26 protein-coding genes are annotated in these 24,748 nt (G+C 57.2%); 9 read left to right on the top strand and 17 right to left on the bottom strand.

The window, feature by feature from the left end; translation table 11 throughout:
- Nucleotide 1: 1 nt before the first annotated feature.
- From Q1B21_RS09460 to trpS, 10 genes are all read right to left on the bottom strand, one after another.
- Complete coding sequence (locus Q1B21_RS09460) at nt 2-1,531, bottom strand: ABC transporter ATP-binding protein (protein WP_298935294.1); 1,530 nt, start codon at nt 1,529-1,531, stop codon at nt 2-4.
- Between the two features lie 105 nt (nt 1,532-1,636).
- Entirely contained in the window at nt 1,637-2,635 is a 999-nt protein-coding gene (locus Q1B21_RS09455) for a BMP family ABC transporter substrate-binding protein (RefSeq protein ID WP_299080771.1), read from the bottom strand.
- A 150-nt stretch (nt 2,636-2,785) separates the two neighbouring features.
- A complete protein-coding gene (locus Q1B21_RS09450; RefSeq protein ID WP_299888788.1) occupies nt 2,786-3,205 on the bottom strand; it encodes an N-acetyltransferase in 420 nt (139 codons plus the stop codon).
- Nucleotides 3,202-3,804 carry a tRNA (adenosine(37)-N6)-threonylcarbamoyltransferase complex dimerization subunit type 1 TsaB gene (tsaB, locus tag Q1B21_RS09445; protein WP_299888785.1) on the bottom strand — a complete coding sequence of 201 codons (603 nt, stop codon included), beginning with the start codon at nt 3,802-3,804 and terminating at the stop codon, nt 3,202-3,204. The genes Q1B21_RS09450 and tsaB overlap by 4 nt, the downstream gene beginning before the upstream one ends.
- A gap of 2 nt (nt 3,805-3,806) precedes the next feature.
- Nucleotides 3,807-4,187, bottom strand: coding sequence for a GFA family protein (locus Q1B21_RS09440; RefSeq protein WP_299888780.1), 381 nt, complete (start codon nt 4,185-4,187; stop codon nt 3,807-3,809).
- 46 nt (nt 4,188-4,233) lie between these two features.
- Complete coding sequence (locus Q1B21_RS09435; RefSeq protein WP_298935288.1) at nt 4,234-4,797, bottom strand: NifU family protein; 564 nt, start codon at nt 4,795-4,797, stop codon at nt 4,234-4,236.
- Between the two features lie 69 nt (nt 4,798-4,866).
- Nucleotides 4,867-5,460, bottom strand: coding sequence for a 2-hydroxychromene-2-carboxylate isomerase (locus Q1B21_RS09430; protein WP_299888776.1), 594 nt, complete (start codon nt 5,458-5,460; stop codon nt 4,867-4,869).
- Between the two features lie 9 nt (nt 5,461-5,469).
- Nucleotides 5,470-5,925: a universal stress protein gene (locus Q1B21_RS09425; protein ID WP_299888773.1), complete on the bottom strand. Its 456-nt coding sequence runs from the start codon at nt 5,923-5,925 to the stop codon at nt 5,470-5,472.
- Nucleotides 5,926-6,001: 76 nt separating this feature from the next.
- Nucleotides 6,002-6,865 carry a branched-chain amino acid aminotransferase gene (locus Q1B21_RS09420; RefSeq protein WP_299888770.1) on the bottom strand — a complete coding sequence of 288 codons (864 nt, stop codon included), beginning with the start codon at nt 6,863-6,865 and terminating at the stop codon, nt 6,002-6,004.
- A gap of 70 nt (nt 6,866-6,935) precedes the next feature.
- Nucleotides 6,936-7,964, bottom strand: coding sequence for a tryptophan--tRNA ligase (gene trpS / locus Q1B21_RS09415; protein ID WP_299888767.1), 1,029 nt, complete (start codon nt 7,962-7,964; stop codon nt 6,936-6,938).
- 86 nt (nt 7,965-8,050) lie between these two features.
- Between trpS and Q1B21_RS09410 the strand changes: the two genes are divergently transcribed.
- Complete coding sequence (locus tag Q1B21_RS09410; protein WP_299888764.1) at nt 8,051-8,737, top strand: rhomboid family intramembrane serine protease; 687 nt, start codon at nt 8,051-8,053, stop codon at nt 8,735-8,737.
- A 4-nt stretch (nt 8,738-8,741) separates the two neighbouring features.
- On the opposite strand, the gene murJ is transcribed toward Q1B21_RS09410, so the two are convergent.
- Genes murJ through Q1B21_RS09395 form a run of 3 tightly spaced genes read right to left on the bottom strand, consistent with a single transcriptional unit; the run spans nt 8,742 to nt 14,219 of the window.
- The gene (gene murJ, locus Q1B21_RS09405; RefSeq protein WP_299888761.1) at nt 8,742-10,283 is read right to left on the bottom strand and encodes a murein biosynthesis integral membrane protein MurJ; all 1,542 of its coding nucleotides are present in this window, start codon (nt 10,281-10,283) and stop codon (nt 8,742-8,744) included.
- Nucleotides 10,280-13,045, bottom strand: coding sequence for a [protein-PII] uridylyltransferase (locus Q1B21_RS09400; protein ID WP_299888758.1), 2,766 nt, complete (start codon nt 13,043-13,045; stop codon nt 10,280-10,282). Before Q1B21_RS09400 ends, murJ begins: the two co-directional genes overlap by 4 nt.
- Nucleotides 13,046-13,058: 13 nt before the next feature.
- The gene (locus tag Q1B21_RS09395; protein ID WP_299888755.1) at nt 13,059-14,219 is read right to left on the bottom strand and encodes a penicillin-binding protein activator; all 1,161 of its coding nucleotides are present in this window, start codon (nt 14,217-14,219) and stop codon (nt 13,059-13,061) included.
- 88 nt (nt 14,220-14,307) lie between these two features.
- On the opposite strand from Q1B21_RS09395, the gene rsmI reads away from it, so the two are divergent.
- The 3 genes from rsmI (at nt 14,308) to gshB (ending at nt 16,532) form a co-directional block, all read left to right on the top strand.
- A complete protein-coding gene (rsmI, locus tag Q1B21_RS09390; RefSeq protein WP_299888752.1) occupies nt 14,308-15,165 on the top strand; it encodes a 16S rRNA (cytidine(1402)-2'-O)-methyltransferase in 858 nt (285 codons plus the stop codon).
- A 1-nt stretch (nt 15,166) separates the two neighbouring features.
- Nucleotides 15,167-15,538, top strand: coding sequence for a YraN family protein (locus tag Q1B21_RS09385; RefSeq protein ID WP_299888749.1), 372 nt, complete (start codon nt 15,167-15,169; stop codon nt 15,536-15,538).
- Between the two features lie 61 nt (nt 15,539-15,599).
- Complete coding sequence (gene gshB / locus Q1B21_RS09380) at nt 15,600-16,532, top strand: glutathione synthase (RefSeq protein ID WP_299888746.1); 933 nt, start codon at nt 15,600-15,602, stop codon at nt 16,530-16,532.
- Here the strand turns inward: gshB and Q1B21_RS09375 are convergent.
- From Q1B21_RS09375 to cobU, 4 genes are read right to left on the bottom strand one after another with little or no spacing between them, the layout of a single operon-like run.
- A complete protein-coding gene (locus Q1B21_RS09375; protein WP_299888743.1) occupies nt 16,529-18,043 on the bottom strand; it encodes a YifB family Mg chelatase-like AAA ATPase in 1,515 nt (504 codons plus the stop codon). The two genes, gshB and Q1B21_RS09375, sit on opposite strands and share 4 nt — an antisense overlap.
- Nucleotides 18,044-18,090: 47 nt before the next feature.
- Entirely contained in the window at nt 18,091-18,975 is an 885-nt protein-coding gene (locus tag Q1B21_RS09370) for a glutathione S-transferase (protein WP_299888740.1), read from the bottom strand.
- Between the two features lie 58 nt (nt 18,976-19,033).
- Nucleotides 19,034-19,612 carry a histidine phosphatase family protein gene (locus Q1B21_RS09365; RefSeq protein WP_299888737.1) on the bottom strand — a complete coding sequence of 193 codons (579 nt, stop codon included), beginning with the start codon at nt 19,610-19,612 and terminating at the stop codon, nt 19,034-19,036.
- Nucleotides 19,609-20,130 (bottom strand): bifunctional adenosylcobinamide kinase/adenosylcobinamide-phosphate guanylyltransferase, encoded by a 522-nt coding sequence (gene cobU, locus Q1B21_RS09360; protein WP_299080810.1) that lies wholly within the window; start codon nt 20,128-20,130, stop codon nt 19,609-19,611. The genes Q1B21_RS09365 and cobU overlap by 4 nt, the downstream gene beginning before the upstream one ends.
- Nucleotides 20,131-20,230: 100 nt before the next feature.
- Here cobU and Q1B21_RS09355 point away from each other — a divergent pair, with 100 nt between their 5' ends.
- The 5 genes from Q1B21_RS09355 to Q1B21_RS09335 all read left to right on the top strand — a co-directional run bounded on the left by Q1B21_RS09355 (nt 20,231) and on the right by Q1B21_RS09335 (nt 24,726).
- The gene (locus Q1B21_RS09355; protein WP_298935273.1) at nt 20,231-21,109 is read left to right on the top strand and encodes an RNA polymerase factor sigma-32; all 879 of its coding nucleotides are present in this window, start codon (nt 20,231-20,233) and stop codon (nt 21,107-21,109) included.
- Nucleotides 21,106-21,930, top strand: a complete 825-nt coding sequence (locus Q1B21_RS09350) for a ChaN family lipoprotein (RefSeq protein WP_299888733.1) — start codon at nt 21,106-21,108, stop codon at nt 21,928-21,930. The genes Q1B21_RS09355 and Q1B21_RS09350 overlap by 4 nt, the downstream gene beginning before the upstream one ends.
- Nucleotides 21,931-21,993: 63 nt before the next feature.
- Nucleotides 21,994-23,190: a bifunctional phosphopantothenoylcysteine decarboxylase/phosphopantothenate--cysteine ligase CoaBC gene (coaBC, locus tag Q1B21_RS09345; RefSeq protein ID WP_299888730.1), complete on the top strand. Its 1,197-nt coding sequence runs from the start codon at nt 21,994-21,996 to the stop codon at nt 23,188-23,190.
- Nucleotides 23,191-23,221: 31 nt separating this feature from the next.
- Nucleotides 23,222-23,677 (top strand): dUTP diphosphatase, encoded by a 456-nt coding sequence (gene dut, locus Q1B21_RS09340; RefSeq protein ID WP_299888728.1) that lies wholly within the window; start codon nt 23,222-23,224, stop codon nt 23,675-23,677.
- Nucleotides 23,677-24,726, top strand: a complete 1,050-nt coding sequence (locus tag Q1B21_RS09335; RefSeq protein ID WP_299888725.1) for a molybdopterin-synthase adenylyltransferase MoeB — start codon at nt 23,677-23,679, stop codon at nt 24,724-24,726. Before dut ends, Q1B21_RS09335 begins: the two co-directional genes overlap by 1 nt.
- The last annotated feature ends 22 nt before the right edge of the window (nt 24,727-24,748 follow it).

The following is a 24,748-nucleotide window of genomic DNA, read 5'->3' as shown; positions in this document are numbered from 1 at the left end:
GTTACGCGGCCTCCCCCGCAACACCGGCCATCAACAGGCCAAGTTCTTTTTCATCAGTGTCCTGGGGCAATCGTTCGCCCATGATATGTCCGTCAAACATCACCGCAATCCGATCCGACAGCGAGAAGATCTCTTCCAGCTCGACCGAGACCAGTAGGATTGCCTTGCCCTGATCGCGTAGGGCGACGATTTGCTTGTGAATGAATTCGATCGCACCGATGTCAACGCCGCGCGTAGGCTGCCCAACCAAAAGAAGGTCGGGGTTCCGCTCGATCTCGCGTGCGACGACGATTTTCTGTTGGTTTCCGCCCGAGAAGTTCTTGGCGGCCAGCCAGCCATCCGGCGGGCGGACATCGAATTTTTCGATCTTGCGTTCGGTATCAGCACGCAGGGCAGCATTATCCATGAAGATGCCGCGCTGGTAAGCGGGGTCGCGGTGATAGCCGAAAGCCACGTTTTCCCAGGCATGGAAATCCATGACCAACCCTTCGCGCTGACGGTCTTCAGGCACATGCGCAATATGCTGCGCGCGCCGCGCCTGACCGTCCGATCCGGGACCGCTGAGCGCCAGAGGCGTTCCATTCAGTTTGATCGACCCCCGACCGGGACGCATGCCACCCAGAACTTCAAGCAATTCGGATTGCCCGTTGCCGGCCACGCCCGCAATGCCAACGATTTCGCCAGCGCGAACCGTCAGATCGATACCTTTAACCCGCTCAACGCCTGCTTCGTCCGTAACGCTCAGGTTCTCGATTTCGAGGATCGGTTTGCCGGGCTGTGCAGGTACTTTGTCGACTTGCAGCAGAACTTTGCGGCCGACCATAAGCTCGGCCAGTTCCTGTGGGTTGGTCTCGGCGGTTTTGACGGTTGCCGTCATCTGCCCGCGCCGCATGACGGAAACGGTATCGGTCGCCTCCATGATCTCACGCAGTTTGTGAGTGATCAGGATGATCGTCTTACCTTCGGCCCGCAAACGGTCGAGGATGCGAAACAGTTGATCCGCTTCGGCGGGTGTCAGTACGCCCGTCGGTTCGTCCAGAATCAGAATCTCAGCCCTGCGATACAATGCTTTCAGGATCTCGACGCGTTGTTGTGCGCCAACACCGATCTCATCAATACGCTTGTCCGGGTCGACGAACAGCTCGTACTCTTCTTCAAGCTCTTTCAGTTCCTTCCGTGCCTTGGCGAGTGATGGTGCCAGAAGGCCGCCATCTTCAGCGCCAAGAACGATGTTTTCCAGAACGGTGAAATTCTCGACCAGCTTGAAGTGTTGGAATACCATCCCGATTCCCGCCGCAATCGCGGCCTGGCTGTCCGGGATCTCGGTCCTTTGACCATTAATCCAGATCTCGCCCTTATCAGCTTTGTAAAAGCCGTAGAGAATGCTCATCAACGTGGACTTGCCCGCACCGTTTTCGCCAATGATCCCGTGGATCGTGCCGGGTGCGACGCTGATGGAAATGTCTTTGTTTGCCTGAACTGGACCAAAGGCTTTGGAAATCCCTTTGAGCTCAATGGCGGGGACTGTCATGTCTTGTCCTCAATTGCCGAAGGGGCCCGCTTTGGCAAAGTCATTTCATTGCCCAATAAGCGGTAGAACGGATGTGGGACGGAGAATTCCCCGTCCCAAGCGATATCAGAACTGCAGTGCAGGGCAGCTGTCATTCTCATAATAGCTGACAACCGCGATGTTGCCGTCGATAATGTCCTGACGGGCTTTGTCTACGGCAGCTTTCATGTCATCCGACACGAGGGCAGCGTTGTTGTCATCCATGGCAACGCCAACGCCTTCTTCGGCCAAGCCCATGGTGAACACGCCTGTTTCGACGCTGTCGCCAGCGCTCATGGCATCATATACAGCCACGTCCACACGTTTCAGCATCGAGGTCAGAACCTTTCCGGGGTGTAGGTGGTTCTGGTTGCTGTCCACGCCGATCGAAAGGATGCCTTCGTCGGCCGCAGTTTGCAGAACGCCAACACCGGTGCCACCGGCGGCGGCATAGACCACATCAGCACCCTGGCTGATTTGCGCCTTGGTTAGTTCCGATCCTTTCACCGGGTCGTTCCACGCCGCCGGAGTTGTACCGGTCATGTTGGCGACCACGTTGATGTCCGGGTTCACAGCCTTGGCGCCTTGCGCATAACCACAGCCAAAGTGACGGATCAGCGGAACATCCATGCCACCCACGAAGCCGACCGTGCCGGTCTCCGACGCCATCGCTGCCATCATGCCAACAAGATAAGAGCCTTCATGCTCGGCAAAGCCAACCTGACGCACGTTCGGTGCATCCAGCCAAGTCACGTCGATAACAACAAAGGTTGTGTCCGGATAATCGGAAGCAACGGCGCTGAGTGGATCAGCCATTGCGAAGCCCATGGTGATGATCGGGTTCGAGCCCGCTTCGGCGAAACGGCGCAGAGCTTGTTCGCGCTGCGCTTCGGATTGCATCTCAATCTCGCGATAGCTGCCGCCGGTTTCTTCCGCCCAGCGTGAGGCACCGTTATGTGCCGCTTCGTTGAATGATTTGTCGAATTTACCGCCCAGGTCAAAGATCAGGGCCGGTTCGGCCAAGGCAGCGCCAGCTGTCAGTGCTACCGCAGCGGCCGCGCCCAGCAAGGATTTCATCAGGGTCATTTTTTACTCCCGTTGGTTTTATCGGTCCGAAGCTAAGATAGCCCCGTTTACCCACTCAGAGCGAGCATAACCGTTGTGATGGCGGGAATTAAGGACGTTTGCAACAGCTAGGGTCAACAGGTTTTTGACCAAATGGTCGAAAAAGACGACTTATTGTCGGGGTAAACTACATTCCATGACGATTGCGTCGCGTTTGACGCCGTTTTTGGCTGTGTAGTAGCGTTGGCGCTTGCCACAGGGGCGATATCCGCAGCGAGTATACAACGTGATCGCCGCCAAATTATCCGAAGCCACGTCCAGAAACGCTCGAGTCGCACCCAATTCGACTGCCTCGGCATGCCAGTTTTCCATGCAACTGAGTCCCAGGCCTTGTCTTTGATAAACAGGGTGAGTCGCGATGGTCAGCAGCTCTGCTTCATCCGCGATGACTTGAAAAACAGCAAACGATTCAGGGGTACCTATAAAGTGTGTGAAAGGGTTTTCCAGCAGGTCTGAAAACTCATTTGCACGCCACGGCCGCGATTGGGTGAACGCAGCTGCATGGATTGATGCCATGTCTTTCGGTGTCATCCGTCTAACAGAACCGGCGGCAGGTCGCGGGAAGGCGCCGCGTCTGCGGGTCGGACGTAAAGCGGGGCCGGGTTGGGTTGGTCCACATACCAGCGTTCTGAAGCAACCCGCGCAATCGCTTCTACGTGTGAGGCTGCTTTCGTACAGAAGAACAATGTGCCTACTGATTCTGCTTCGGCGCGGGGTACCAAGCGCGGTGTACTTGCGGCGGCCTGCACATATACCTGATCGCGAGTCGCCGGAATCGCAGGCATCTGACCTGCCGGTGCAATGCGTGCCAAGGCGTCAAACCCCGATACACCGACTGCTGGAATAGCAAGGCCCAATGCAAGCCCGCGGGCTGCAGAAACCGAGATGCGGATTCCGGTAAAATTGCCGGGCCCGATACCAACGCCAATAGCATCCAGATCCGTCCAGCCGAGGTTTGCCTGCTTCAAAACCTCCTCTAGCAGCGGCATCAACCTTTCCGCTTGTCCACGAGACATGGCTTCGTCACAGGACGCTACGATCTGCCCACCACACAGCAGGGACGCAGCGCAATGCGCCGCCGAAGTGTCGAATGCGAGGATTTTTGGTTCTGTGTGTTTTTGGGTAGGCATGTCTATTCGTTCGAAGGCGTGGACCTGAGAGCCTCGCGTCCTGATCCGGATGCACACGGCAATTCGTCAGTGATCTTCAGCCATGGCAGACGGGCATCTTCATGGCAGTGAATTTGCGGTTTCAAATCTGCGGCCTGATCCAGTACGCCCAACGGCACATAGATTTGCCCCGTTAGATAATCAAAAGTCGCCGCCAAAGGCGAGCTACAGGTCTGACAGGACCACCGGTACACGCCGGTGACGCAAGAAAACGACGGGCCCAACTCAGGGGTGGCCACCAGATCGCCTGCGGCAAATCCTGCAAATGCGCCCACCGGGCCGCCCGTCCAGCGGCGGCAGTCCGTGCAATGGCAATAGGCCACAACTTGCGGGGCCGAACTCATACGCAATCTGACGGCGCCGCAATAGCAACGGCCGCTGTAGATTGCGTCAGACGGCAACTGGACGAACCTCGGTCACTTCGGGAATGTAGTGACGCAGCAGGTTTTCGATACCCATCTTCAAAGTCAACGTTGATGATGGACATCCAGCACAGGCACCTTGCATGTGCAGGTAGACCACGCCGCGATCAAATCCGTGGAAGGTTATGTCCCCACCATCCTGGGCCACCGCCGGGCGCACGCGGCTGTCCAGCAGATCCTTGATCTGGTTAACGACTTCTGCGTCCTCGCCGGTATGTTCTGCATGGCCAGAGGCGGCAGCGGCGTCTGCGCCCATCACAGGCTGACCCGACTGATAGTGCTCCATCACGGCGCCAAGGATCGCAGGCTTGATGTGGTCCCACTGCACGTCTTCGGCCTTGGTAACTGTGACAAAATCATTGCCGAAAAACACGCCGGTTACGCCACTCACCGAGAAAATGCGTTTTGCTAGTGGCGACTTTTCACCTGCTTCAGCTGTTGGAAAATCAGCCGTTCCAGCCTCAAGCACCGTTTGACCGGGCAGGAATTTCAAAGTGGCCGGGTTTGGGGTGGATTCGGTCTGGATGAACATGGGACAGCTCCGTTTAAGATGTTCCTGATATGCGGGCAGGGGGCTTGGAAGTCAAGATTTGGAACGGTTCTAAAGTGATGTGGCGTGATTTAATGCGTCCTCAAGGCGATCATCGCCCCAAAACAACTCTTCTCTCGCCAGAAAACTTGGGGCGCCAAACAGGCCGTATTCCTTGGCGCGAGCGGATTGTTCGAACAATGCGTTTTTGATGTCCGGATCTTGGGTCCGATCCAAAGTATCCGCGGGCAATTTCGCCGTTTTGAGACACTCATGCAGAACGTCCGCATCCGAAATGTCCCGACCATCGCCAAATTCAGAGCGATACACCGCACGAACGAACTCGGCCCTTTGATCCATAGATTCAATGGCCAACGCCAGGCGTGCCGCTTTAATAGAGTTCTGGGGAAATGGGTCGGGTCGGGACAGCGGCAAATTCCGCGTTGCGCATAACCTTTGCATATCACGCCACATGTAACGTCCTTTGGCAGGGTATAGGTTGAAAGGCGATGTGTTCCAACCTTGGTCCGCAAAGATAGGACCCAGCAGAAAAGGCTGCCATTCGACAGTAACGCCTTTCGCAGACGCCAGCCGGTCGATGCGCATCGCGCTCAGATAGGAATAGGTCGACGCAAATTCGAACCAGAACTGAACCACGGGACCCATATCGACACCCTAAGTGATTTCTTCCAACTTTTCCTTACTCAGATCGCCGGGGACGATCGTGATTGGAATTGGCAGACTTCCAGAATTCTTTGTTAGCTGCGTCACCAGCGGGCCAGGACCTTTCTTGTCCGTCCCGGCACCCAGAACCAGAACACCGATTTCCGGGTCAGCCCGAACGTGTTCAATGATCTGAGGTACCGGCTCACCTTCACGGATGGCAAGTTCAGGTTCCACGCCTTGTTTGTCGCGCATCCATTTAGCGAAGACTTCGAAATGGGCGTGGATACGTTCACGCGCTTCTTCGCGCATCACTTCGGCCACGCCAATCCAATGGTTGAATTCGTCCGGCGGGATAACCGACAGAACCGTAACGCCACCACCGGTGTGGGCGGCCCGCATGGCCGCGAAACGCATGGCATTCAGGCATTCGCGGCTGTCATCAAGAACGACTAGGAACTTGCGCATGAGTTTCCTCTTTGGTTTCCGGGATCATGCCCGACGTGATACGTGCTGGCAACTCGGGGCACCCCGAGGCGCATGGCTAGCGGTTGCTTGCAGCCCAATCCCAATACAACGAACGGGCGCGTCTGGCGATCGGACCGACCTGAAATTGCGTGTCCTCCAAGGCGGTGATGGGGGTGACCTTGCTCATGTTGCCGGTCATGAACACCTCATCGGCCGTGTGGAAATCCTCAAAACTCAAAACAGCCTCGTGCACTGTAACACCGTCTGCCCGCAAGTTCTTGATATGTCGGGCGCGGGTGATTCCGGCCAGAAACGTTCCGTTTGGGATCGGCGTGAACACTTCGCCGTCCCGGACCATAAAGATGTTGGCCGTTGCAGTTTCGGCCACACTACCTAAAGCGTCCGCAACAAGTGCGTTCGAAAACCCTTTGGCGCGAACCTCTTGCAGCATGCGCGCGTTGTTGGGGTACAGGCACCCGGCCTTGGCGTTGACGACGGCAGATTCCAGAACAGGGCGGCGGAATCGCGTTGTGCCCAACGTGGCCGATGCGGTCTCGGGCGCCATGGGGATTTCTTCCAGGCAGATTGCGAAACCGGTGCTGTTTTCTTGCGGCACAATCGCCGTTGGATCACCGTCGATCCCCCAATACATAGGGCGAATATAAACGGCGGTTTCGGTGCTGTAGGCCTGCAAACCTTCGCGGATAAGATCAACCATCTGTTCCGCGGTCGTTGTCGGCGTCAGCATCAATGCTTCGGCGGACCGGTTCACCCGGGCGCAATGCGCGAACAGATCCGGTGCCATCCCTTCAAAATACCGCGCTCCATCAAAGACCGAAGACCCGAGCCACGCACCATGGTCTGCCGCCCGCATTATGGGCGCGTCCCCATCATGCCACTTGCCGTCGAAATAGGTCCGGATATTCTTGCCGACTGCCATGACGCCCTCCTCTGCTTTAGGCAGACACTAGGAGGGAGGCGGCGCCGGGTCCAGCGGATTGTCGTCCGGTTTAAACCTGTTTCGCGCCGACCATTCCAACGATCTCGTAGGTCTGTTGCAGAACGGGCGCGGCGATAGCACGCGCCTTTTCTGCACCGCGGGCCAAAATTCGGTCAATCTCGGTCTCTTCACCCATCAAGCGGGTCATTTCCGACGAGATGGGCGCTAGTTTGGAAACCGCGAGATCAGCTAGCATTGGCTTGAATTCACCGAATTGTTTGCCTCCAACTTCGGCCAGAACCTGTTCAACGGTTTGATCGCTGAGAGCTGCGTAGATGTTGACCAAATTTCGCGCCTCTGGCCGATCTGCAAGGCCATCGGTTTCCGAAGGCAGCGCGTCCGGGTCCGTCTTGGCCTTACGGATCTTCTTAGCAATGATGTCGGCATCGTCAGTCATGTTGATGCGGCTCATATCCGATGGATCGGACTTGGACATCTTTTTTGATCCCTCACGCAGGCTCATGACACGAGTCGCAGCCCCTTCGATGACCGGTTCAGTCAACGGAAAGAAATCAACGCCAAAATCATGATTGAACTTGGTCGCGATATCCCGGGTCAATTCCAGATGCTGTTTCTGGTCATCACCAACAGGCACGTGGGTTGCGTGATATACAAGTATGTCTGCGGCCATTAAAGCCGGGTATGCGAACAGTCCCAGTGAGGCGTTTTGCGCGTTCTTTCCGGCCTTGTCCTTGAACTGAGTCATCCGCTGCATCCAGCCAAGACGCGCGACACAGTTGAAGATCCACGCAAGTTGCGCGTGTTCAGGAACTTGGCTTTGGTTGAACAGGATCGACTTTTCCGGGTCTAGCCCGGACGCAATGTACCCCGCGCACAGCTCGCGCGTTGCGTGTTGCAATTCCTTTGGATCCTGCCAGACAGTGATCGCATGCAAATCTACCATGCAGTAGATCGTTTCATAGTCCGATCCCTGCATCCGGACCCAATTCCGCAACGCACCCAGGTAATTACCAAGATGCAGATTGCCTGAAGGCTGTGCACCGGAAAAAACGCGCGGTGTGAATTGGGTCTCAGTCATCGAACGGAACTCCCGTCTGGAAAAATCAGCCCCCGTCGCTTACCCATGAGGTTAAGGGACGTCAACAGCCGCGAAAGGCCAGCCCAATGAGCAGTGAGCATAATACACCCGCAGTAAACCCCCTGCCGCCTGTTGTTGTGGCACTGGTTCTATTTATTATTGGGATCGAACTGGCGTTTACCTTGGGCGCGCGGGGACTGGTCGGTGGACCAGAAGCCGTAGGGTGGCGGCTGCACGCGATCAAAAGCTATTCCTTTTCTCCAGAGATATTCGACTGGATGGTTCAGAATGGTCGTTGGCCGTTCGAACAAGTGATCCGGTTTGTCACCTATCCGTTTGTCTCGGGCAGCTTCACGCAGTCTGTCTTTGTCTGTGTCTTCGTGCTGGCCATGGGCAAAATGGTTGGTGAAGTGTTCGGCGGCTTTCCGATGCTGCTGATTTTCGTGCTGTCAGGGGCAGGGGGCGCATTGGTTTATGCGTTGGTGCTGGATCCGCGCTATCCGCTGATCGGGGGATTCCCGCCAGTATACGGTCTGATCGGAGCCTTTACCTGGTTGCTGTGGCGCAAGCTTTCGTTGGTGGGCGAAAACCAGGCACGAGCATTCCAATTGATTGCTGTCCTGATGGGCATTCAATTGCTGTTTGGCCTGATCTTTGGCGGCACGTCGGATTGGGTTGCTGATCTGGGCGGTTTTGCCACTGGATTCCTTTTGTCATTTTTTCTGGCACCCGGCGGATGGGCGCGGATGGTTGGCCGCATCCGTCGAGAATAGCCTACTACGAACGGCGCAGGGCGCGTTTGAAATCCGAAATCTCAAACGCTCCGAAGACGTGACCCAGAAAGAAATACGCGGCGGCCGCAACTTTGATCAAAACCAGTAGGGCGACATACCGCCAGCCCGGCACTTCAAGTGTCCAGCCAAACAGATGGATTGCTGCATAAAGAACTGCCCCCATCCCTAACGAGGCTGCAACGATCCGCCATGCCCGATGTTTTAATCGGTCGTCAAAACGCGCCTCGTCCCCCATGCGCCGCGCACCGATCGCCAATAAGGCCACCATCGCCCATCCGGCGACCGACGCTGCGATGGCTGGAGCAATCCAACCCACAAGCGGGTACAGGCCAAAGGCAAGCCCTGCATTGATGACCATGGCGGCCACGGCATAGCGAAACGGTGATCTTGTGTCTTCGCGCGCAAAATACAGCGGTTGGAGCAGTTTCTGTAGCATGAACGCGGGCAATCCGATGCCGTATATGGCAACCGCCAACGCGGTCGCTGCGGTATCTTCGGCGCTGAATTGCCCGCGTTCGAATAGGACCGAGACCAGCGGATTTGGAATGATCAAAAATGCAACGGTCGAGGGCAGTGTCATCAGCAAAGTAAATTCACCCGCGCGCGAAAACGCGTTTCTGGCACCGGTCTTGTCAGCCGCGCGCAACCTGCGCGACAAATCGGGTAGCAGCACAATTCCAACGGCTATGCCAACAACGCCCAGTGGCAGTTGATACAACCTGTCCGCGGCAAACAGCCAACTGACCGCCTTTTCGGTTTTTGACGCCACCAACTGCCCGACAACCAGGTTTACTTGGGTTACCCCCATCGCCAGTGCTGCCGGAACAGCGATGCGAACCATACGGCGCATTTCAGGGCTAATGCGCGGCATACTTGGCCGGATGCGGATGCCTGCGCGTTCAGTCGCCACCCATACCAACGCCAATTGTGCAACGCCAGCAATCGGGATGACTGCGATCAACCACCTGATGATTTCGCCGCCAGAGACCGCTCCGGCGATCAGGGCTGTGCAGGCAAATATGTTCAGTAATACGGGCGCAGCAGCAGCGGCAGCAAATCGGCCAGTCGCGTTTAAAACCCCTGAGAACAGTGCCGCAAGAGACATGAATAGAATATAGGGAAAGACGACATAGCCATAATCGACCGCCAAATCGAAGCGCTCATCACCGTAAAACCCTTCGGCCGTCAGCCAGACCAGACCTGGCATGAAGACCATCGCCAAACCGACCAATGCAAGCACTGCAGCAGCCAGCAGGTTAAAAGCATCCTGAGCGAAACCTTGCGCGTTTTCGTCCGCTTCCAGCCGTTTCGAAAACATCGGAACAAAGGCCGCGTTAAAGGCCCCTTCGGCGAAGAAACGGCGGAACATGTTGGGCAGGCGGAATGCCGCAACAAACGCGTCCATCACCGGCCCCGGCCCTATATAGGCGGTCAGCAGGATTTCTCGCAAAAATCCAAGGATGCGGCTGGCCAAGGTCCAGAATCCGACCGTGAACAGGCCCGAAAACAGCCGGATCTGTTTCATGAGGCCGCGCGCTCCGCACCTTCGGTTATCGCCGTGCGCAACTTAGCTTCCAATCCACGTTGCTTGCTTTCGGAATGATATTTCAGACCAAACATGTCCTTGACGTAGAACGTATCGACCACCTGTTCACCATAGGTCGCGATGACCGCATTGGCGATGTACACATTGGCCGCTGCCAGCGTTCGGGTCAGATCATACAGCAGACCGGGCCGGTCGCGGGTATCAACCTCGATGATCGTGTAGATTTCGGACCCGTCATTATCGAAAGTAATATGGGTTGGCACATTGAAGGCACGTTCGCGTTTCTTGATCTTGTCGCGGGATTTCAAGGCATCACGCGCCACGACCTCGCCCTTAAGGGTCTTGTGGATCATCTGGGTCAGGCGCGGCAGGCGCGAGGCTTCGAACGGATGGCCTTCGGCATCCTGAATCCAGAACGCATCCGTCACATAGCCGTCCTTGGTGGTGTAGCTGCGCGCGTCAACCACGTTTGCCCCAACCAGGGCCAGAGCGCCAGCAATACGCGCGAAGATACCGGGATGATCCCCCATGGCAAAGCAGGCGCGTGTGGCATCGCGATCTTCATCAGGGTGCAGCCGGATTTCCATGGCTCCGGGATCTCCGCTGTGTTCCAGCGCTTGCAACATTTCGGCAAACTCTACGTGTGTCGCCAGGTTCAGACCCTGCCAATAGGGCGCATAGTGACGCCCTGTTTCCAACTTAAGGTCAGCTTTGGCCCACGCCCCCAATGCTGCCCGTAGTGCTTTCTTGGCCTCGGTTCCGCGATTGGCGCGGTTCAGGTCTTCCATGCCGGTCTCAAGCGCGCGCTTGGTTTCCGCATGCAAGGCGCGCAGCAGCGTGGCTTTCCAGTTGTTCCACGTCGTTGGTCCGACGCCGCGAATGTCGCAGACTGTCAGAACTGTCAGCAGATCCAGCTGCTTGACCGTCTTAACCGCCTTGGCAAAATCCCGCACTGTGCGCGGGTCAGAAATATCACGTTTTTGCGCCATATCGGACATGAGCAGGTGATAGCGAACCAACCATTCCACAGTCTCAGAGTCTGATTTGTTCAACCCCAATCGTGGGGCCACTTTTCGTGCAATTTGCGCCCCTAGAATCGAATGGTCTTCGGGGCGGCCTTTGGCGATGTCGTGCAACAGCAGCGCCACATACAGCACTTTGCGGTTCACGCCGCCTTTCAAGATCGACGAGGCCAGTGGCAACGCTTCGATCAACTCGCCACGTTCGATTTGCGCCAGGTTGACGATGCACTGGATCGTGTGTTCGTCCACCGTATAGCTGTGATACATGTTGAACTGCATCATCGCGACGATGTGCTCGAATTCGGGCAGGAAAGCCGACAGAACACCCAACTCGTTCATTCGTCGCAACGCGCGTTCGGGATTTCCGTGTTTCAGCATTAGATCAAGGAAGATGCGCCGCGCCTCTTTGTCGTTACGCATGTCATCATCGATCAGGTTCAGGTGTGCCGTCACCAGCCGCATTGCGTCGGGATGGATCAACATACCCGTGCGCAGGCCCTCTTCGAACAAACGCAATAGATTGAGTTTGTCAGACAGAAACTTGTCTGGATCGGCGACATCAAGGCGGCCATGCACAACGCTATAGCCTGGTTTGACGCGTGGGCGGCGTCGGAAAATGCGCTCCAGCAGAGGAGCGCCTTTCATGTGTTGCGCTTCCAGTTTTGTCAGGAAAATCCGTGTAAGCTCTCCCACTCGGGTGGCTTCGCGGAAATAGCGTTGCATGAACACTTCAACCGCGCGGCGCCCGGCGCGATCCTCGTATCCCATTCTGGCGGCGACTTCGACCTGCATGTCAAACGTCAGCTGTTCCGTCGCGCGACCGGTCACCAGATGCAGGTGAGAGCGGACGGCCCAAAGGAAATTCTCGGCTTCGACAAAAGTTTTGAATTCTTCGGACGTAAACAGTCCCAAAGGCACAAGCTCGGCCACATCCTGAACACCGTAGACGTATTTTGCGATCCAGTAGAGCGATTGCAAATCGCGCAGACCGCCCTTGCCTTCTTTGACGTTGGGTTCGACCACATAGCGTTCACCTTGTTTGTGGTGACGCTCTTCGCGTTCGCGCAGCTTGGCCTCGATGAACTCGCGCTCGCTGCCTTTAAACAAATCGGTCTTAAGCCGCTGATCCAGTTCGGCGGCCAACGCCTTGTCCCCGGCCAAATAACGTTGTTCCAGCATGGCTGTTCGGATCGTGAAATCATCTGCGCCCAGACGCAGGCAATCTTTGATTGTTCGCGATGAATGACCGACCTTCAACCGCAAGTCCCAAAGGATGTAGAGCATGGATTCGATCACACTCTCGGCCCAGGCCGTAATCTTGTATGGGGTCAGGAAAAGCAGATCGACATCTGATGACGGCGCCATTTCCCCGCGTCCATATCCGCCAACAGCAAGCACGGCGATTTTCTCGCCCTGTGTCGGCGTGGCAAGGGGGTGCAACCGCTCGCTCGAGACTTGCATGGCAGTGCAGACAAGACAGTCTGTCAGGTAGGTGTATGATCGTGTAAGGCAGCGTGCCTCAAATGGTTGGGCCGCAAACGCATCAGCGATCACCTTGCGGCCGATCTTTTGCGCATCCCGAAGAATGCGCACAGTTTCTGCGCGCATTGCTGAATTGTCTGAAACGTTCTCAAAAGCCTCGGCCAACCGTGTGTTGACATTCATGCTGTCAAAAATGTCTTCGGTCGAACAGATCAGATCTCCGCTGGGCGGAATCATTCTGTTGGGCCGATCAGAAACCGGCGCCAGAGAAGCTTTGTGGGGCAGGGTCAATCACAACCACCTGTTTGTTCTGGATCGTGGCGACGGCCAGACCGCGTTCATTGGTGCCATTCGGGCGCAGGCGGAAGATGCCACCAACTCCTTGGAAACCGGCATTTTGCGTCAGCGCTGCTCCGGTCAGCGCATCAGATTTGCCTTGGCTGACCAAAGCGCCGATGGCTGCGATTCCGTCATAGGCCAGGCCGCTGATAGGATGAGGGGCCTCGCCATATGTCGCGTTGTACCGCTGGCGATAGCTTTGCGCTTTGGACGGGTCAGGCAGAGCGAACCAACCGCCCTGAACGCCGGGCAGTTCCAGCGTTTGTGGCGGGATATCCCATCGGGTCAGGCCGATGAATTGCGTGGTCGACGGCGAAACGCCCGCCTCTGGCAGCAACTGAGAATAAAGTGGAAGCGCACCAGCGGTTGTCGCGGTCAGGAAAATCGAATCCGCGCCGCTTGAATCGACGGTCGCCTTGATGTTCGGCACCGAATTGATCACGCCCTGCTGTGAGCGGTCGTATCCGACTGTTCCGGCATTGTTGACCCGGCTGCCCCCCAGAGCCGTGGCGATTGCCGCGCGACCCTGCTGACCGGCAGCATCATTGCTGTGTACGATGACTGTCCCGGTCTTGCCTTGGCTGCCGGCGTAGTTGACCAGGCGATTGGCCGTGTTCTGAAAGGTAGGTCCCAGAACAAAGACATTACCGCCAGCGATGCTGGTGTTATTCGAGAAGGACAACACGTTGACCTTGCTGCTCAGGACTGCCAGGCCAGCTGCATTTGCGGCCTGAGCGTAAACCGGACCGATGATGATCTTGGCGCCATCCGCAACCGCCTGTTGCGCCACCGTCGAGGCGGTGCCTGCGTTGCCCGCCGTGTCATAAACCCTCAGGTCGATCTGTACGTTCTGCAAATCCGACATCGCCAGCCGCGCTGCGTTTTCCAGGCTTTGCGCCAATGCGGCATCGCCGGATCGGGGAACCAGCAGTGCGACGGGAACAGGTTTGGAGGTGTTAATCGACGGTCCACCGCCAATGGCACCCGGTTCACATGCGGCCAGAAAAGCTGCGATGGCCAGGGCGGCGCCAGCCTTCGCCAGCTTGCGTACGGGCTTGCAAACGGTAAACATCTAAATGAAAACTCCCTGATCCGGCGGCTATGGGCGCTGCTGTTCTATCGAGCCGCGATAATAAACGTCACGCTGTGAGGGTCCAGCTTTGAATTTCCAAAAGGTAAGATTGGCTGCGGGCCTGTACTTTGTTGCCACTCCGATCGGGACTGCGCGCGATATTACGCTCAGGGCGCTGGACACGCTGGCATCTGCCGACGTGATCGCCGCCGAGGATACACGCAGCTTGCGCCGCCTGATGGAAATCCATGGTGTGCCGCTGGAAGGGCGGCGGATCCAGGCGTACCACGATCACAGCGGAACTGGCGCGCGCGGCAAGATCATGGAAGCGCTGGCGCAGGGCCACTCGGTGGCTTACGCGTCCGAGGCCGGAATGCCACTGATCGCTGATCCGGGATACGATCTTGGCAAGCAGGCGGCGGAAGCCGGTCACCTGGTGACATGTGCCCCCGGTCCGTCCGCCGTTTTGGCTGCCTTGACGCTGGCAGGCCTGCCGACAGATGCGTTCTTTTTTGCGGGCTTTCTGCCAAACGCGTCCGGTGCACGGCGTGCTCGGATTGAGGCACTGCGTGATATCCCCGGGACGCTTGTGTTTTACGAATCGCCAAAGCGCATCGCAGGCAGTTTGTCCGATCTGGCAGATGTTTTAGGCGCAGACCGTCAAGCCGCGCTGTGCCGCGAACTGACTAAGAAATTCGAAGAAGTTCGGCGGGCCACACTTGGCCAATTGGCGGAGGGTTACAAAGGCAAGACCGTCAAAGGAGAAGTTGTGCTGCTGGTGGACCGCAGCCATTCGCAAAGCGTTAACGAGTCTGATGTAGAAGAGGCTTTGCAAAAAGCGTTGGAAACGCATTCGGTCAGGGATGCAGCGGATTTGATTTCAGAAATGTACAACTTGCCGCGGCGTCCGATTTATCAAAAAGCGCTGAAACTGGGAAAGGGATGACATGGTCAAGCGATCAGTTCGCGGTTCGGTATCCTTCCATTCCGGGCAATCCGCTGAACTTCAGGTCGCAACTGACTATGAGCGGCGCGGCTATACAATCGCGCATCACCGTTGGCGTGGGGCAGGCGGTGAAATTGACCTGATCGCGCGTGGCGCGGAAGTTTTGGTTTTCGTAGAGGTCAAGAAAAGCGCAAGCTTCGAAATGGCGGCCGCTCGGATCACCGCCCGTCAGACAAAACGTATCTGCACCTCGGCAGCGCAGTTTCTTGAGAATGAACCGGCTGGACAATTGACGAATGTCCGCTTCGATGCGGCGCTTGTGGATGCGTCTGGCGGAATTCAAATTCTCGAAAACGCCTTTGGCTATGCGTAAACACCATTGAACCACCCGACGTGCTGGGCCATGTATCGGGCGTGAAGCTGAAGGACACGTCATGAAAATCGCCTTTCAAATGGACCCGATCGGGGCCGTGGATATCAACGCCGACAGCTCTTTCCGATTGGCGGAAGAGGCGCAGCTGCGCGGACACAGCTTGTTTTTTTATGGGCCTGACCAACTGGCCTATCAACAAGGGCGCATTACGGCACGTGGTCATGACATGACAGTTCAGCGCGTAGTGGGTGATCCTGCAGTGCTGGGCCCCGAGCGTGAAGTGGATCTGGCCGATTTCGATGTTGTTTGGCTGCGACAGGATCCACCTTTCGACATGCACTACATCACTTCAACGCATTTGCTGGACCGGCTTACGGGGCAGGCGTTGGTGGTGAATGACCCGTTTTGGGTGCGAAACTACCCCGAAAAACTGTTGGTTCTTGAGTTCCCGGAGTTAACGCCGCCAACGACGATTGCCCGTGATCTGCAGACAATCAAAGCGTTCAAAGAAGAACACGGCGATGTCATCCTCAAGCCGCTGTATGGCAATGGCGGGGCAGGGGTGTTCAGATTGGATGCAAATGATCGCAATCTGACCTCGTTGCATGAACTGTTCACCGGATTCTCGCGTGAGCCTTTGATCGTGCAAAAATTCCTGCCGGATGTTCGCAATGGTGACAAACGCGTCATTCTTGTTGATGGAGAACCGGTTGGCGCGATTAACCGTGTCCCTGCGGAAGGTGAGACACGCTCGAACATGCATGTTGGCGGGCGCCCGGAAAAGATCGGTCTGACGGATCGCGATATGGAGATTTGCGCGGCCATTGGCCCGCTTCTGAAAGAAAAAGGGCAGGTGTTTGTCGGTATCGATGTAATCGGTGACTACCTGACCGAAATTAACGTGACATCCCCCACGGGCATTCAGGAGCTTGAACGGTTTAACGGTGACAACATTGCCGAGAGAATCTGGCAAGCCATAGAGGCCAAGCTTTAAGCCATAACCTTGGCGCTGATGCGAAAGCTTAGCGCCTCGGCCACATGCGGTCTCAATACGTCCGGGGCGCCCTCCAGATCGGCAATGGTGCGGGCGACGCGCAAAATCCGGTGAAAAGCGCGCGCCGACAGGCCAAACCGGTCAGCCGCTTTCAAAAGCAGTTCCTTTCCTTCGGTGTCTGGCGAGGCAATCTCTTCCAACAACGCACCCTCGATATCCGCGTTTTGGCGGATCGATGGTGTGTCACTGAATCGGATGGCCTGAATTGAACGGGCCTGCTCTACACGTGCGGCAACGGTGGCGGAACTGTCGCCCGACGGCGGCAGGTCGAGGTCGGTAAACCCGACGGGTGGCACTTCAATCCGAATATCGAACCGGTCCATAAGTGGGCCCGAAATGCGATTCAAATAATCCTCACCACATCCTGGTGCGCGCGAACACGCCCGTGACGGGTCGGTCAGATATCCGCATTTGCAGGGGTTGGCCGCAGCGACCAGCATGAAACGACAAGGATATTTTACATGCGCATTTGCGCGGGCCACCATGACTTCGCCAGTTTCGACAGGTTGTCTTAGGGTTTCCAGAACCGTTCGTGGAAACTCGGGGAATTCGTCCATGAAGAGAACGCCATTATGGGCCAGCGAAATCTCACCCGGTTTTGCCCCTTTCCCGCCCCCGACGATTGCGGCCATAGATGCGGTATGGTGGGGTTCCCGGAAGGGACGCGCGCGGTTGATGCCACCTTCGTCCAACAAGCCACAAAGCGATTGAATCATCGAGGTTTCAAGGGCTTCTACCGCTGTTAGTGGCGGCAAAATCCCCGATAGACGAGCCGCCAACATGGACTTACCAGACCCGGGTGTGCCGATCATGATCAGGTGATGTCGCCCGGCCGCCGCGATTTCCAAAGCCCGTTTCGCACGTTCCTGACCTTTCACGTCGCGCAAATCGCGGGCGCTGGGTGTCAGGTTGACCTCGCCAGGTTGGGCTGCTGGCAGTGGCGATTGGCCCGAGAAATGGCGCACGACATCTCCCAACGAGTCTGCCCCGATCACTTGCGTCGCGTCGACCCAGGCCGCCTCGGCACTGGACGCGCGCGGGCAAAGTAACGTCCGGTCGTCTGAGGCCGCCGTCATGGCCGCAGGCAAAGCACCGACCACAGGCACAAGAGATCCGTCAAGCGACAACTCTCCCAATGCAACTGCACCTTCTGCGGCATCGGCCGGAATGATCTCGAGGGCTGACAACAGGGCCACAGCGATTGGCAAGTCGAAATGACTGCCCTCTTTGGGCAGGTCAGCTGGCGACAGGTTGATCGTGATCCGTTTAGACGGCAACGCAATCGCCATCGCGCTGAGTGCGCTTCGGACACGGTCGCGCGCTTCGGACACTGCCTTGTCAGGCAGGCCTACAATGGAAAATGCAGGCAGGCCGGGTGACACGGCGCATTGCACCTCGACCGGTCGGGCATCAACCCCTTGGAAGGCAACAGTATGGGCGCGGGCAACCATGGCAATCCTGTTCTTGGTTAACAGGACGTTGCTGCCATGGCTGCAGTTTAAGAATCGTTAACGGCGTCGATCATGGCGGTGAATTTTGGCCAGGCTTCTGGATCCGCCACGGTTTTGTCGCGGCAAAACGCGTTGCAGAAACCCCAGCACTGACCGTCCATTTCCAGAAAGTCAGTCACCGGATCGCCTGAATATGGGCATGCCGTATTTATTGATGGGCCATTATCGATTGGGTTAGCAGTGGAAGTGCCTCCAACAGGCCAGACGTCAGAGGTCAGGTTTTGTGGATAGGGAAACGGATCGTATTGGATTGTGATGCCCATCGCACGCCATTGCCTGACCGGGATGTCGGACAGCAGCTCCAAACAATACGCATGGTTGGGGGCGGAAACAGGCAGGCCATAACCGATAATGCGCGCGGCCACCGGCGTATAAAACACATCCGCCAATGAATAAGTTCCGAAAAGTGGACCCGAGGTCGCGCCAGATACCTGTCGTGCATGGGCCCATAGCGCCTCGATGCGGGACACATCAGCCAAATTCTCTGCAGAGGGAGTGAAGCCTTGCCACGCGTGAAGCAGTTGCATGGGGCACTCGCCGCGTAGGGCGTTGAACCCGGCGACCATCTCGGCACATAGCCATCGCGCAGTTGCACGGGCAATGGGGTCTTTCGGCCACAACCCCGCTTCGGGGTGGCGTTCGGCCAAGGTCTCGGCCATGGCAAGGCTTTCGCCTACGACCGCGCCTTCTGGTAAACGCAACGCCGGAACCAACCGGGCCGGTGCAAGCGGCTCCATTTCTTTTGCCATGGTCCCAGAATACAAGCCAACCATATGCGTGCGATGGGGCAGGTTGAACTTTTTCAGCATCAACCAGCCGCGCAAGGACCAACTGGAAAACAATCGGTCGCCAATAAATAAGTCGTAAGTCATGAGCCGACGATGGCGTATGCTCACATATCAGTAAATCAGTGATTTGTGCGCTGCATCATCACGGCAGATGATTGATTGTGCCCATGGTCCACATGATACCGTCATACGCAATATCGGTGACCGAAAGGTTGTCGATCCGATGAGAGAATGCTTGCTGCGCCTCAAGATTCATGGCGCGCTGAACCTGAGTCAGGATCACTCCGAAATGGGCAACGACCACCAGATCGGCGCCAGCGTAGCGGGCCATCAATGCGTCTACCGCGGCGTCAACCCGTGCGCGGACTTCGTTCCAGCTTTCGCCCTGCGGTGGGCGCACATCACCGGGATTGTCCCAATAGGCAAAAGCGCGGTCGGAGTCTTCTTCCTCGATTTCGGCGAACCCGCGCAACTCCCAACTGCCAAAGTTGATTTCACGTAGATCCGGGTCGTTCGGTAGGCGGTGGCGTGTCCCTTGTATCGCTGTTGCTGTATCAATCGCTCGCGACAGGTCCGAAGATACAACGATAGCGTCCTCCGGCAGGTGGCTTTGCAGCCTTGCAAGGGCGGCATGATCGCTCAGATCAGCCGGAAGGTCGGACCAACCCACCATGGTCTTGGCATGGGTTGGACCGTGTCGGACCAGATGCAAGCGCGTCATGGCAAGGTGCCCTTCAAAACCAGGGGCAAGCCAGCGGTCACCTGAACGACCAGATTGGCCTGCGCTGCCAGTGCAATGTTCAACCGCCCCTGCGCCTCGCGGAACTGCCGGGCGAGCGCGTTTTCCGGAACAATCCCATAGCCCACTTCATTTGAGACGATAACGGCTTGCGCCCGGCACGTTCGCAACGCCGCAAGCAGTGCGGATTGTTCCTGATTTAGATCGCGCTTGGCCAACAGGTGATTGCTAAGCCACATGGTGGCGCAGTCGATCAGGCAAATCTGGTCAGGGTCTAGATCAGCCAGAACCGGTGCGAGATCAAAGGGCGCTTCGACCGTGTGCCAGCCAGCGCCGCGCTGCGACACATGGCGCTCGATCTTCGTTTGCATCTCGTCATCAAACACTTGTGAAGTGGCAAGATAAACGCGGTTTTTTCCAGATGAAACAACCAGTTGCTCGGCAAAAGCCGACTTACCGGATGCGGCCCCCCCAAGCACAAAGGTTAAATCGGGATTCATAATTCTTACCTTTCGGGTGATCCACCTGGTTTTGCTCTGCGTATCGACCATAGGTCGGCAAGGCAAGCCCGGCCCGCGCCTGCGAAAAGGGGAGAGTTTCATGGCACTTGACTACGCGTCCGATTTTTCGATGTCGCGGCAAGCGATGAAGGCCGAGCTGCTGGATGCAGAGACCGAGCTACGGCTGGCTTATGCCTGGCGCGATGATCGGGATGAGCAGGCCTTGCATCGTCTGATCACGGCTTACATGCGGTTGGCTATTTCTATGGCGGCCAAATTCAAGCGATATGGCGCGCCCATGAACGACCTGATCCAGGAGGCTGGTCTCGGGTTGATGAAAGCGGCCGACAAGTTTGACCCGGATCGCGGTGTGCGGTTTTCGACATATGCGGTATGGTGGATTAAAGCCAGTATTCAAGACTACGTCATGCGCAACTGGTCGATGGTGCGGACCGGATCGACATCGTCGCAAAAATCTTTGTTTTTCAATATGCGCCGCGTGCAGGCTCGTCTGGAGCGCGAGGCAGCAACCGAAGGTCAGGAACTGGATCGCCATCAGTTGCATCAGATGATCGCGACCGAGATTGGGGTGCCCTTGCGCGATGTCGAAATGATGGAAGGGCGTCTGTCTGGCTCAGACTTCTCACTAAATGCAGTGCAATCGTCGGATGAGGACGGGCGCGAGTGGATAGATGCGCTTGAAGACGAACGCACGCAGGCCGCCGAAGAGGTCGAGTTTAATCACGACACGGAACAACTGCGCGAATGGCTTCTGACGGCGATGAAATCGCTCAACGACCGCGAAAGATTTATCGTGCGCGAACGCAAGCTGCGCGAACCCGCACGAACCCTTGAGAGCCTGGGAAATGAGCTAGGGTTGTCCAAGGAGCGCGTGCGTCAGTTAGAGGCCGCGGCCTTTGGAAAAATGCGTAAGAACCTTGAAGCGCAATCGCGTGAGGTGCAACACTTCATCGCATGAAACAAATTGCGATTCTGGTGTGTTCAGTTGCGGTTACGGTAGCGATGGCGCGCCCGGGCCTGACCCAAGACTTGATCCCCGAAGATACACTTGCGTCGATGCAATCCGCTGACGTGGTCATCTTGGGCGAGGTTCATGACAACCCCCAGCATCATCTGGTACAAACCGAGGCGATCGACGCCATTGCGCCCTCGGCTGTTGTCTGGGAAATGGTGACGGAAGAAGGCGCTCAGCGCCTTGCACAAACGGCTGCGTCCAATCCGGAAGAACTGGGCCGTATTCTGCGTTGGGCTGAAACGGGTTGGCCACCGCTAAGCATGTATTATCCCGTGTTTCAGGCGTCGAACGCCCCAGTCTATGGCGCCATGGTGCCGCGCAGCGCGGCCCGGGCAGCGATGCAGCGTGGTGCAGCTACCGCGCTGGGCGCTGACGCAGCACGCTATGGGCTGACCGTTTCCTTATCACCGGAGGATCAGGCAGCACGCGAAGCCGATCAACTAGCTGCCCATTGCAACGCCATACCGGTCGAATCACTGCCGCAGATGGTCGCCATTCAGCGGTTGCGAGACGCCGTTTTGGCGCGTGCAATCTTACGGGCGATGGATGAAACTGACGGTCCGGTTGCCGTGATCACAGGCAATGGTCACGCCCGCAAGGATCGCGGAATTCCGACATTCCTGTCGCGTCTGCAGCCGGGTCTGAAGGTTTTTGCACTAGGTCAATCCGAGGATGGCGTCGTGGATGGCGCATTTGACGCAGTGATCGACAGCCCTGGCGTGGATCGCGAAGACCCCTGCAAAGCCTTCGAGGCACAGAATTAACCGCTGGAACTACGCGGTGGCGTTGCCTAATGTCGGGGCCGACCGGGACGGGAAGGGCTAAGCATGCTGGCATCCAAACGTATTCTGCTGATCATTGGCGGTGGGATTGCGGCCTACAAGTCGCTGGATCTGATCCGGCGGATCAAGGAGCGCGGGGCGACAGTTACCCCGGTTCTAACTCGCGCTGCCGAGGAATTTGTGACGCCGCTCTCAGCGTCGGCGCTAGCGGGCGAAAAGGTTTATCGCGCTCTTTTTGATCTGACCGACGAGGCCGAGATGGGGCATATCCAATTGTCTCGCTCCGCTGATCTGATCGTCGTTGCCCCGGCTACTGCAGACATGATGGGCAAGATGGCCGGTGGGCTGGCGAATGATCTGGCCTCAACCTTGCTGATGGCAACGGACACGCCTGTTTTATGTGCTCCGGCGATGAATGTGCGCATGTGGGATCATCCGGCGACTCAGCGCAATCTGGAACAGTTGCAGGAAGATGGCGTGCGGTTTGTCGGCCCCAATGAGGGTGATATGGCCTGTGGCGAGTATGGCCCGGGTCGAATGTCGGAACCATTGGAGATTGTTGCCGCGATCGAAGCGCAGCTTGCGGATGGTCCGCTAAAGGGAAAACGAATTCTCGTCACGTCCGGTCCGACACACGAACCGATCGATCCGGTGCGCTATATTGCCAATCGATCATCAGGGGCACAGGGTACAGCATTGGCCCGTGCGCTGTCTGCATTGGGCGCCGAGGTGGTGTTCGTCACTGGCCCGGCCGATGTGCCGCCGCCCCAAGGCGTTCAGGTTGTACATGTCGAAACTGCGCAACAAATGTCGAATGCCGTCGATGCAGCATTGCCGGTCGATGCGGGTGTTTTTGCAGCAGCCGTCGCGGATTGGCATGTGGCCGGTGCGTCGGATCGCAAACTGAAGAAAAGTCGGGATGGGCTGCCATCGCTAGCGTTTTCCGAAAACCCTGACATCCTGAAACGCGTCTCGCATATGGAACAAGGGCGTCCGGCGCTTGTGGTCGGATTTGCCGCCGAGACAAACGACGTACTCGAAAATGCAACAGCCAAACGGGATCGGAAAGGGTGCGATTGGATCGTAGCCAACGATGTCAGCCCTGCGACTGGTATCATGGGCGGGTCCGAGAATGCTGTTGTCCTGATTTCCAGCTCTGGCGCCGAAGAATGGCCGCGCATGGGCAAAGACGCCGTGGCTGACCGCCTGGCACAGAAAATTGCCGAGGCTCTGGCCGGGTGAAGTTGTAAGCCCTGAAAGAAGAGGTAGAGATATGGTCGCAATTCGTGTGATCCGCGAAGAGGGCGCTGACGTAAGGGTGGCTTTGCCCGCGTATGAAACGCCCGGAGCGGCCGGTGCAGATGTGCGTGCCAACTTGCCAAATGGCGTATCACTTGTGTTGGAGCCCGGTCAGCGCGCTTTGGTGCCCACCGGTCTGCGGATCGAGATCCCCTTGGGGTACGAAGTTCAGATCCGGCCACGCTCGGGCCTGGCGCTGAAACATGGCATCACACTGCCGAATACTCCGGGCACCATCGACAGCGATTATCGCGGGCCATTGGGGGTCATACTGATGAATGCGGGCGAGGATCGATTTGAAGTGACCCATGGCGAACGCATCGCTCAGCTTGTGGTGGCCCCGGTCGTGCAGGCGGCGTTCGAGTTGGCTGACACCTTGGGTGAGACCGAGCGCGGAGCAGGTGGTTTCGGCTCCACCGGTCGCGGCTGATGCTTCTGGTTCTGATCCTTGCGGCCGGATTGTGGGGCATCGGGTATATCGCTGGTGTGTCTCGCGCTGCTCGCATGTTGTCGGTTGCCGTTCTGTTGGGCGGGGTCATTTTGGCCCAGTTGATCCTGCCGGACGGGCATCCCTTGCGTGAAGCAACAGGTGGGTCTGCCGCCTTGTGGCTGATACTGGCAGGGTTTGTAGTTTTGGTTGTGTTGTACAGTCGTGGATTGAAGGCGCTGCGGAAGCGTGCCGATCAGACTTCGACCCAGAAACCAGACCCACCGTCTGACCGCTTTACCGAAACCGAATTGAACCGCTATGCCCGTCACATCGTGCTTCGCGAATTGGGTGGGCCGGGTCAGAAAAAACTCAAAAAAGCGCGGGTTCTGGTGATCGGAGCGGGCGGGCTGGGGGCACCGGCGCTGCAATACCTTGCAGCTGCCGGTGTCGGTACGATTGGGGTGATTGACGATGACGTGGTCGAAAATGCCAATCTGCAGCGGCAGGTGATCCATCGCGATCGCAATATCGGAATGCCCAAGGTGTTTTCCGCGCAGCAGGCAATGGAATCACAAAACCCGAATGTCGTGGTCTTGCCGTATCATCGCCGTCTTGGGGAAGAGATCGCGGCGGATCTATTTGCTGACTTTGATCTGATCCTCGACGGCACCGACAATTTCGAAACGCGCTATCTGGCGAACAGAACTGCGGTGGGAGCGGGAAAGCCTCTGATCTCAGGGGCGTTGTCGCAATGGGAAGGGCAACTGAGTGTCTTTGATCCGGCTAACGGTGCCCCTTGTTATCAGTGCATCTTTCCAGAAGCCCCCGCCGAAGGTCTAGCACCCTCCTGCGCCGAGGCGGGCGTGATTGGACCGCTGCCCGGTGTGGTGGGGTCGATGATGGCGGTTGAGGCGATCAAGGTGATCACGGGCGCAGGTATGGCCTTGCGGGGTGAGATGCTTATCTATGATGCGCTATACGGTGAAAGCCGAAAGATCACGTTGTCGCGCCGCGCCGATTGCCCAATTTGTGGCACCGGGGCGGAATAACTGCGGATCACACTGGATCATC

It is taken from the genome of uncultured Ruegeria sp., assembly GCF_947504215.1.
Classification (GTDB): domain Bacteria; phylum Pseudomonadota; class Alphaproteobacteria; order Rhodobacterales; family Rhodobacteraceae; genus Ruegeria.
The sequence above is the reverse complement of the archived record's forward strand: the minus strand, read 5'-3'. Positions and strand labels throughout refer to the sequence as shown.

Coding starts and splice junctions, on each gene's coding strand:
- Q1B21_RS09450 (WP_299888788.1), bottom strand. CDS start 3,205: ATGACACCGAAAGACATGGCATCAATCCATGCAGCTGCGTTCACCCAA.
- Q1B21_RS09365 (WP_299888737.1), bottom strand. CDS start 19,612: ATGACGCGCTTGCATCTGGTCCGACACGGTCCAACCCATGCCAAGACC.
- Q1B21_RS09400 (WP_299888758.1), bottom strand. CDS start 13,045: ATGATTCCGCCCAGCGGAGATCTGATCTGTTCGACCGAAGACATTTTT.
- cobU (WP_299080810.1), bottom strand. CDS start 20,130: ATGAATCCCGATTTAACCTTTGTGCTTGGGGGGGCCGCATCCGGTAAG.
- gshB (WP_299888746.1), top strand. CDS start 15,600: ATGAAAATCGCCTTTCAAATGGACCCGATCGGGGCCGTGGATATCAAC.
- Q1B21_RS09370 (WP_299888740.1), bottom strand. CDS start 18,975: ATGACTTACGACTTATTTATTGGCGACCGATTGTTTTCCAGTTGGTCC.
- Q1B21_RS09440 (WP_299888780.1), bottom strand. CDS start 4,187: ATGAGTTCGGCCCCGCAAGTTGTGGCCTATTGCCATTGCACGGACTGC.
- tsaB (WP_299888785.1), bottom strand. CDS start 3,804: ATGCCTACCCAAAAACACACAGAACCAAAAATCCTCGCATTCGACACT.
- murJ (WP_299888761.1), bottom strand. CDS start 10,283: ATGAAACAGATCCGGCTGTTTTCGGGCCTGTTCACGGTCGGATTCTGG.
- Q1B21_RS09375 (WP_299888743.1), bottom strand. CDS start 18,043: ATGGTTGCCCGCGCCCATACTGTTGCCTTCCAAGGGGTTGATGCCCGA.
- Q1B21_RS09455 (WP_299080771.1), bottom strand. CDS start 2,635: ATGACCCTGATGAAATCCTTGCTGGGCGCGGCCGCTGCGGTAGCACTG.
- Q1B21_RS09435 (WP_298935288.1), bottom strand. CDS start 4,797: ATGTTCATCCAGACCGAATCCACCCCAAACCCGGCCACTTTGAAATTC.
- Q1B21_RS09355 (WP_298935273.1), top strand. CDS start 20,231: ATGGCACTTGACTACGCGTCCGATTTTTCGATGTCGCGGCAAGCGATG.
- trpS (WP_299888767.1), bottom strand. CDS start 7,964: ATGACTGAGACCCAATTCACACCGCGCGTTTTTTCCGGTGCACAGCCT.
- Q1B21_RS09460 (WP_298935294.1), bottom strand. CDS start 1,531: ATGACAGTCCCCGCCATTGAGCTCAAAGGGATTTCCAAAGCCTTTGGT.
- Q1B21_RS09420 (WP_299888770.1), bottom strand. CDS start 6,865: ATGGCAGTCGGCAAGAATATCCGGACCTATTTCGACGGCAAGTGGCAT.
- Q1B21_RS09425 (WP_299888773.1), bottom strand. CDS start 5,925: ATGCGCAAGTTCCTAGTCGTTCTTGATGACAGCCGCGAATGCCTGAAT.
- Q1B21_RS09430 (WP_299888776.1), bottom strand. CDS start 5,460: ATGGGTCCCGTGGTTCAGTTCTGGTTCGAATTTGCGTCGACCTATTCC.
- coaBC (WP_299888730.1), top strand. CDS start 21,994: ATGCTGGCATCCAAACGTATTCTGCTGATCATTGGCGGTGGGATTGCG.
- Q1B21_RS09350 (WP_299888733.1), top strand. CDS start 21,106: ATGAAACAAATTGCGATTCTGGTGTGTTCAGTTGCGGTTACGGTAGCG.
- Q1B21_RS09335 (WP_299888725.1), top strand. CDS start 23,677: ATGCTTCTGGTTCTGATCCTTGCGGCCGGATTGTGGGGCATCGGGTAT.
- Q1B21_RS09410 (WP_299888764.1), top strand. CDS start 8,051: ATGAGCAGTGAGCATAATACACCCGCAGTAAACCCCCTGCCGCCTGTT.
- Q1B21_RS09395 (WP_299888755.1), bottom strand. CDS start 14,219: ATGTTTACCGTTTGCAAGCCCGTACGCAAGCTGGCGAAGGCTGGCGCC.
- dut (WP_299888728.1), top strand. CDS start 23,222: ATGGTCGCAATTCGTGTGATCCGCGAAGAGGGCGCTGACGTAAGGGTG.
- Q1B21_RS09385 (WP_299888749.1), top strand. CDS start 15,167: ATGGTCAAGCGATCAGTTCGCGGTTCGGTATCCTTCCATTCCGGGCAA.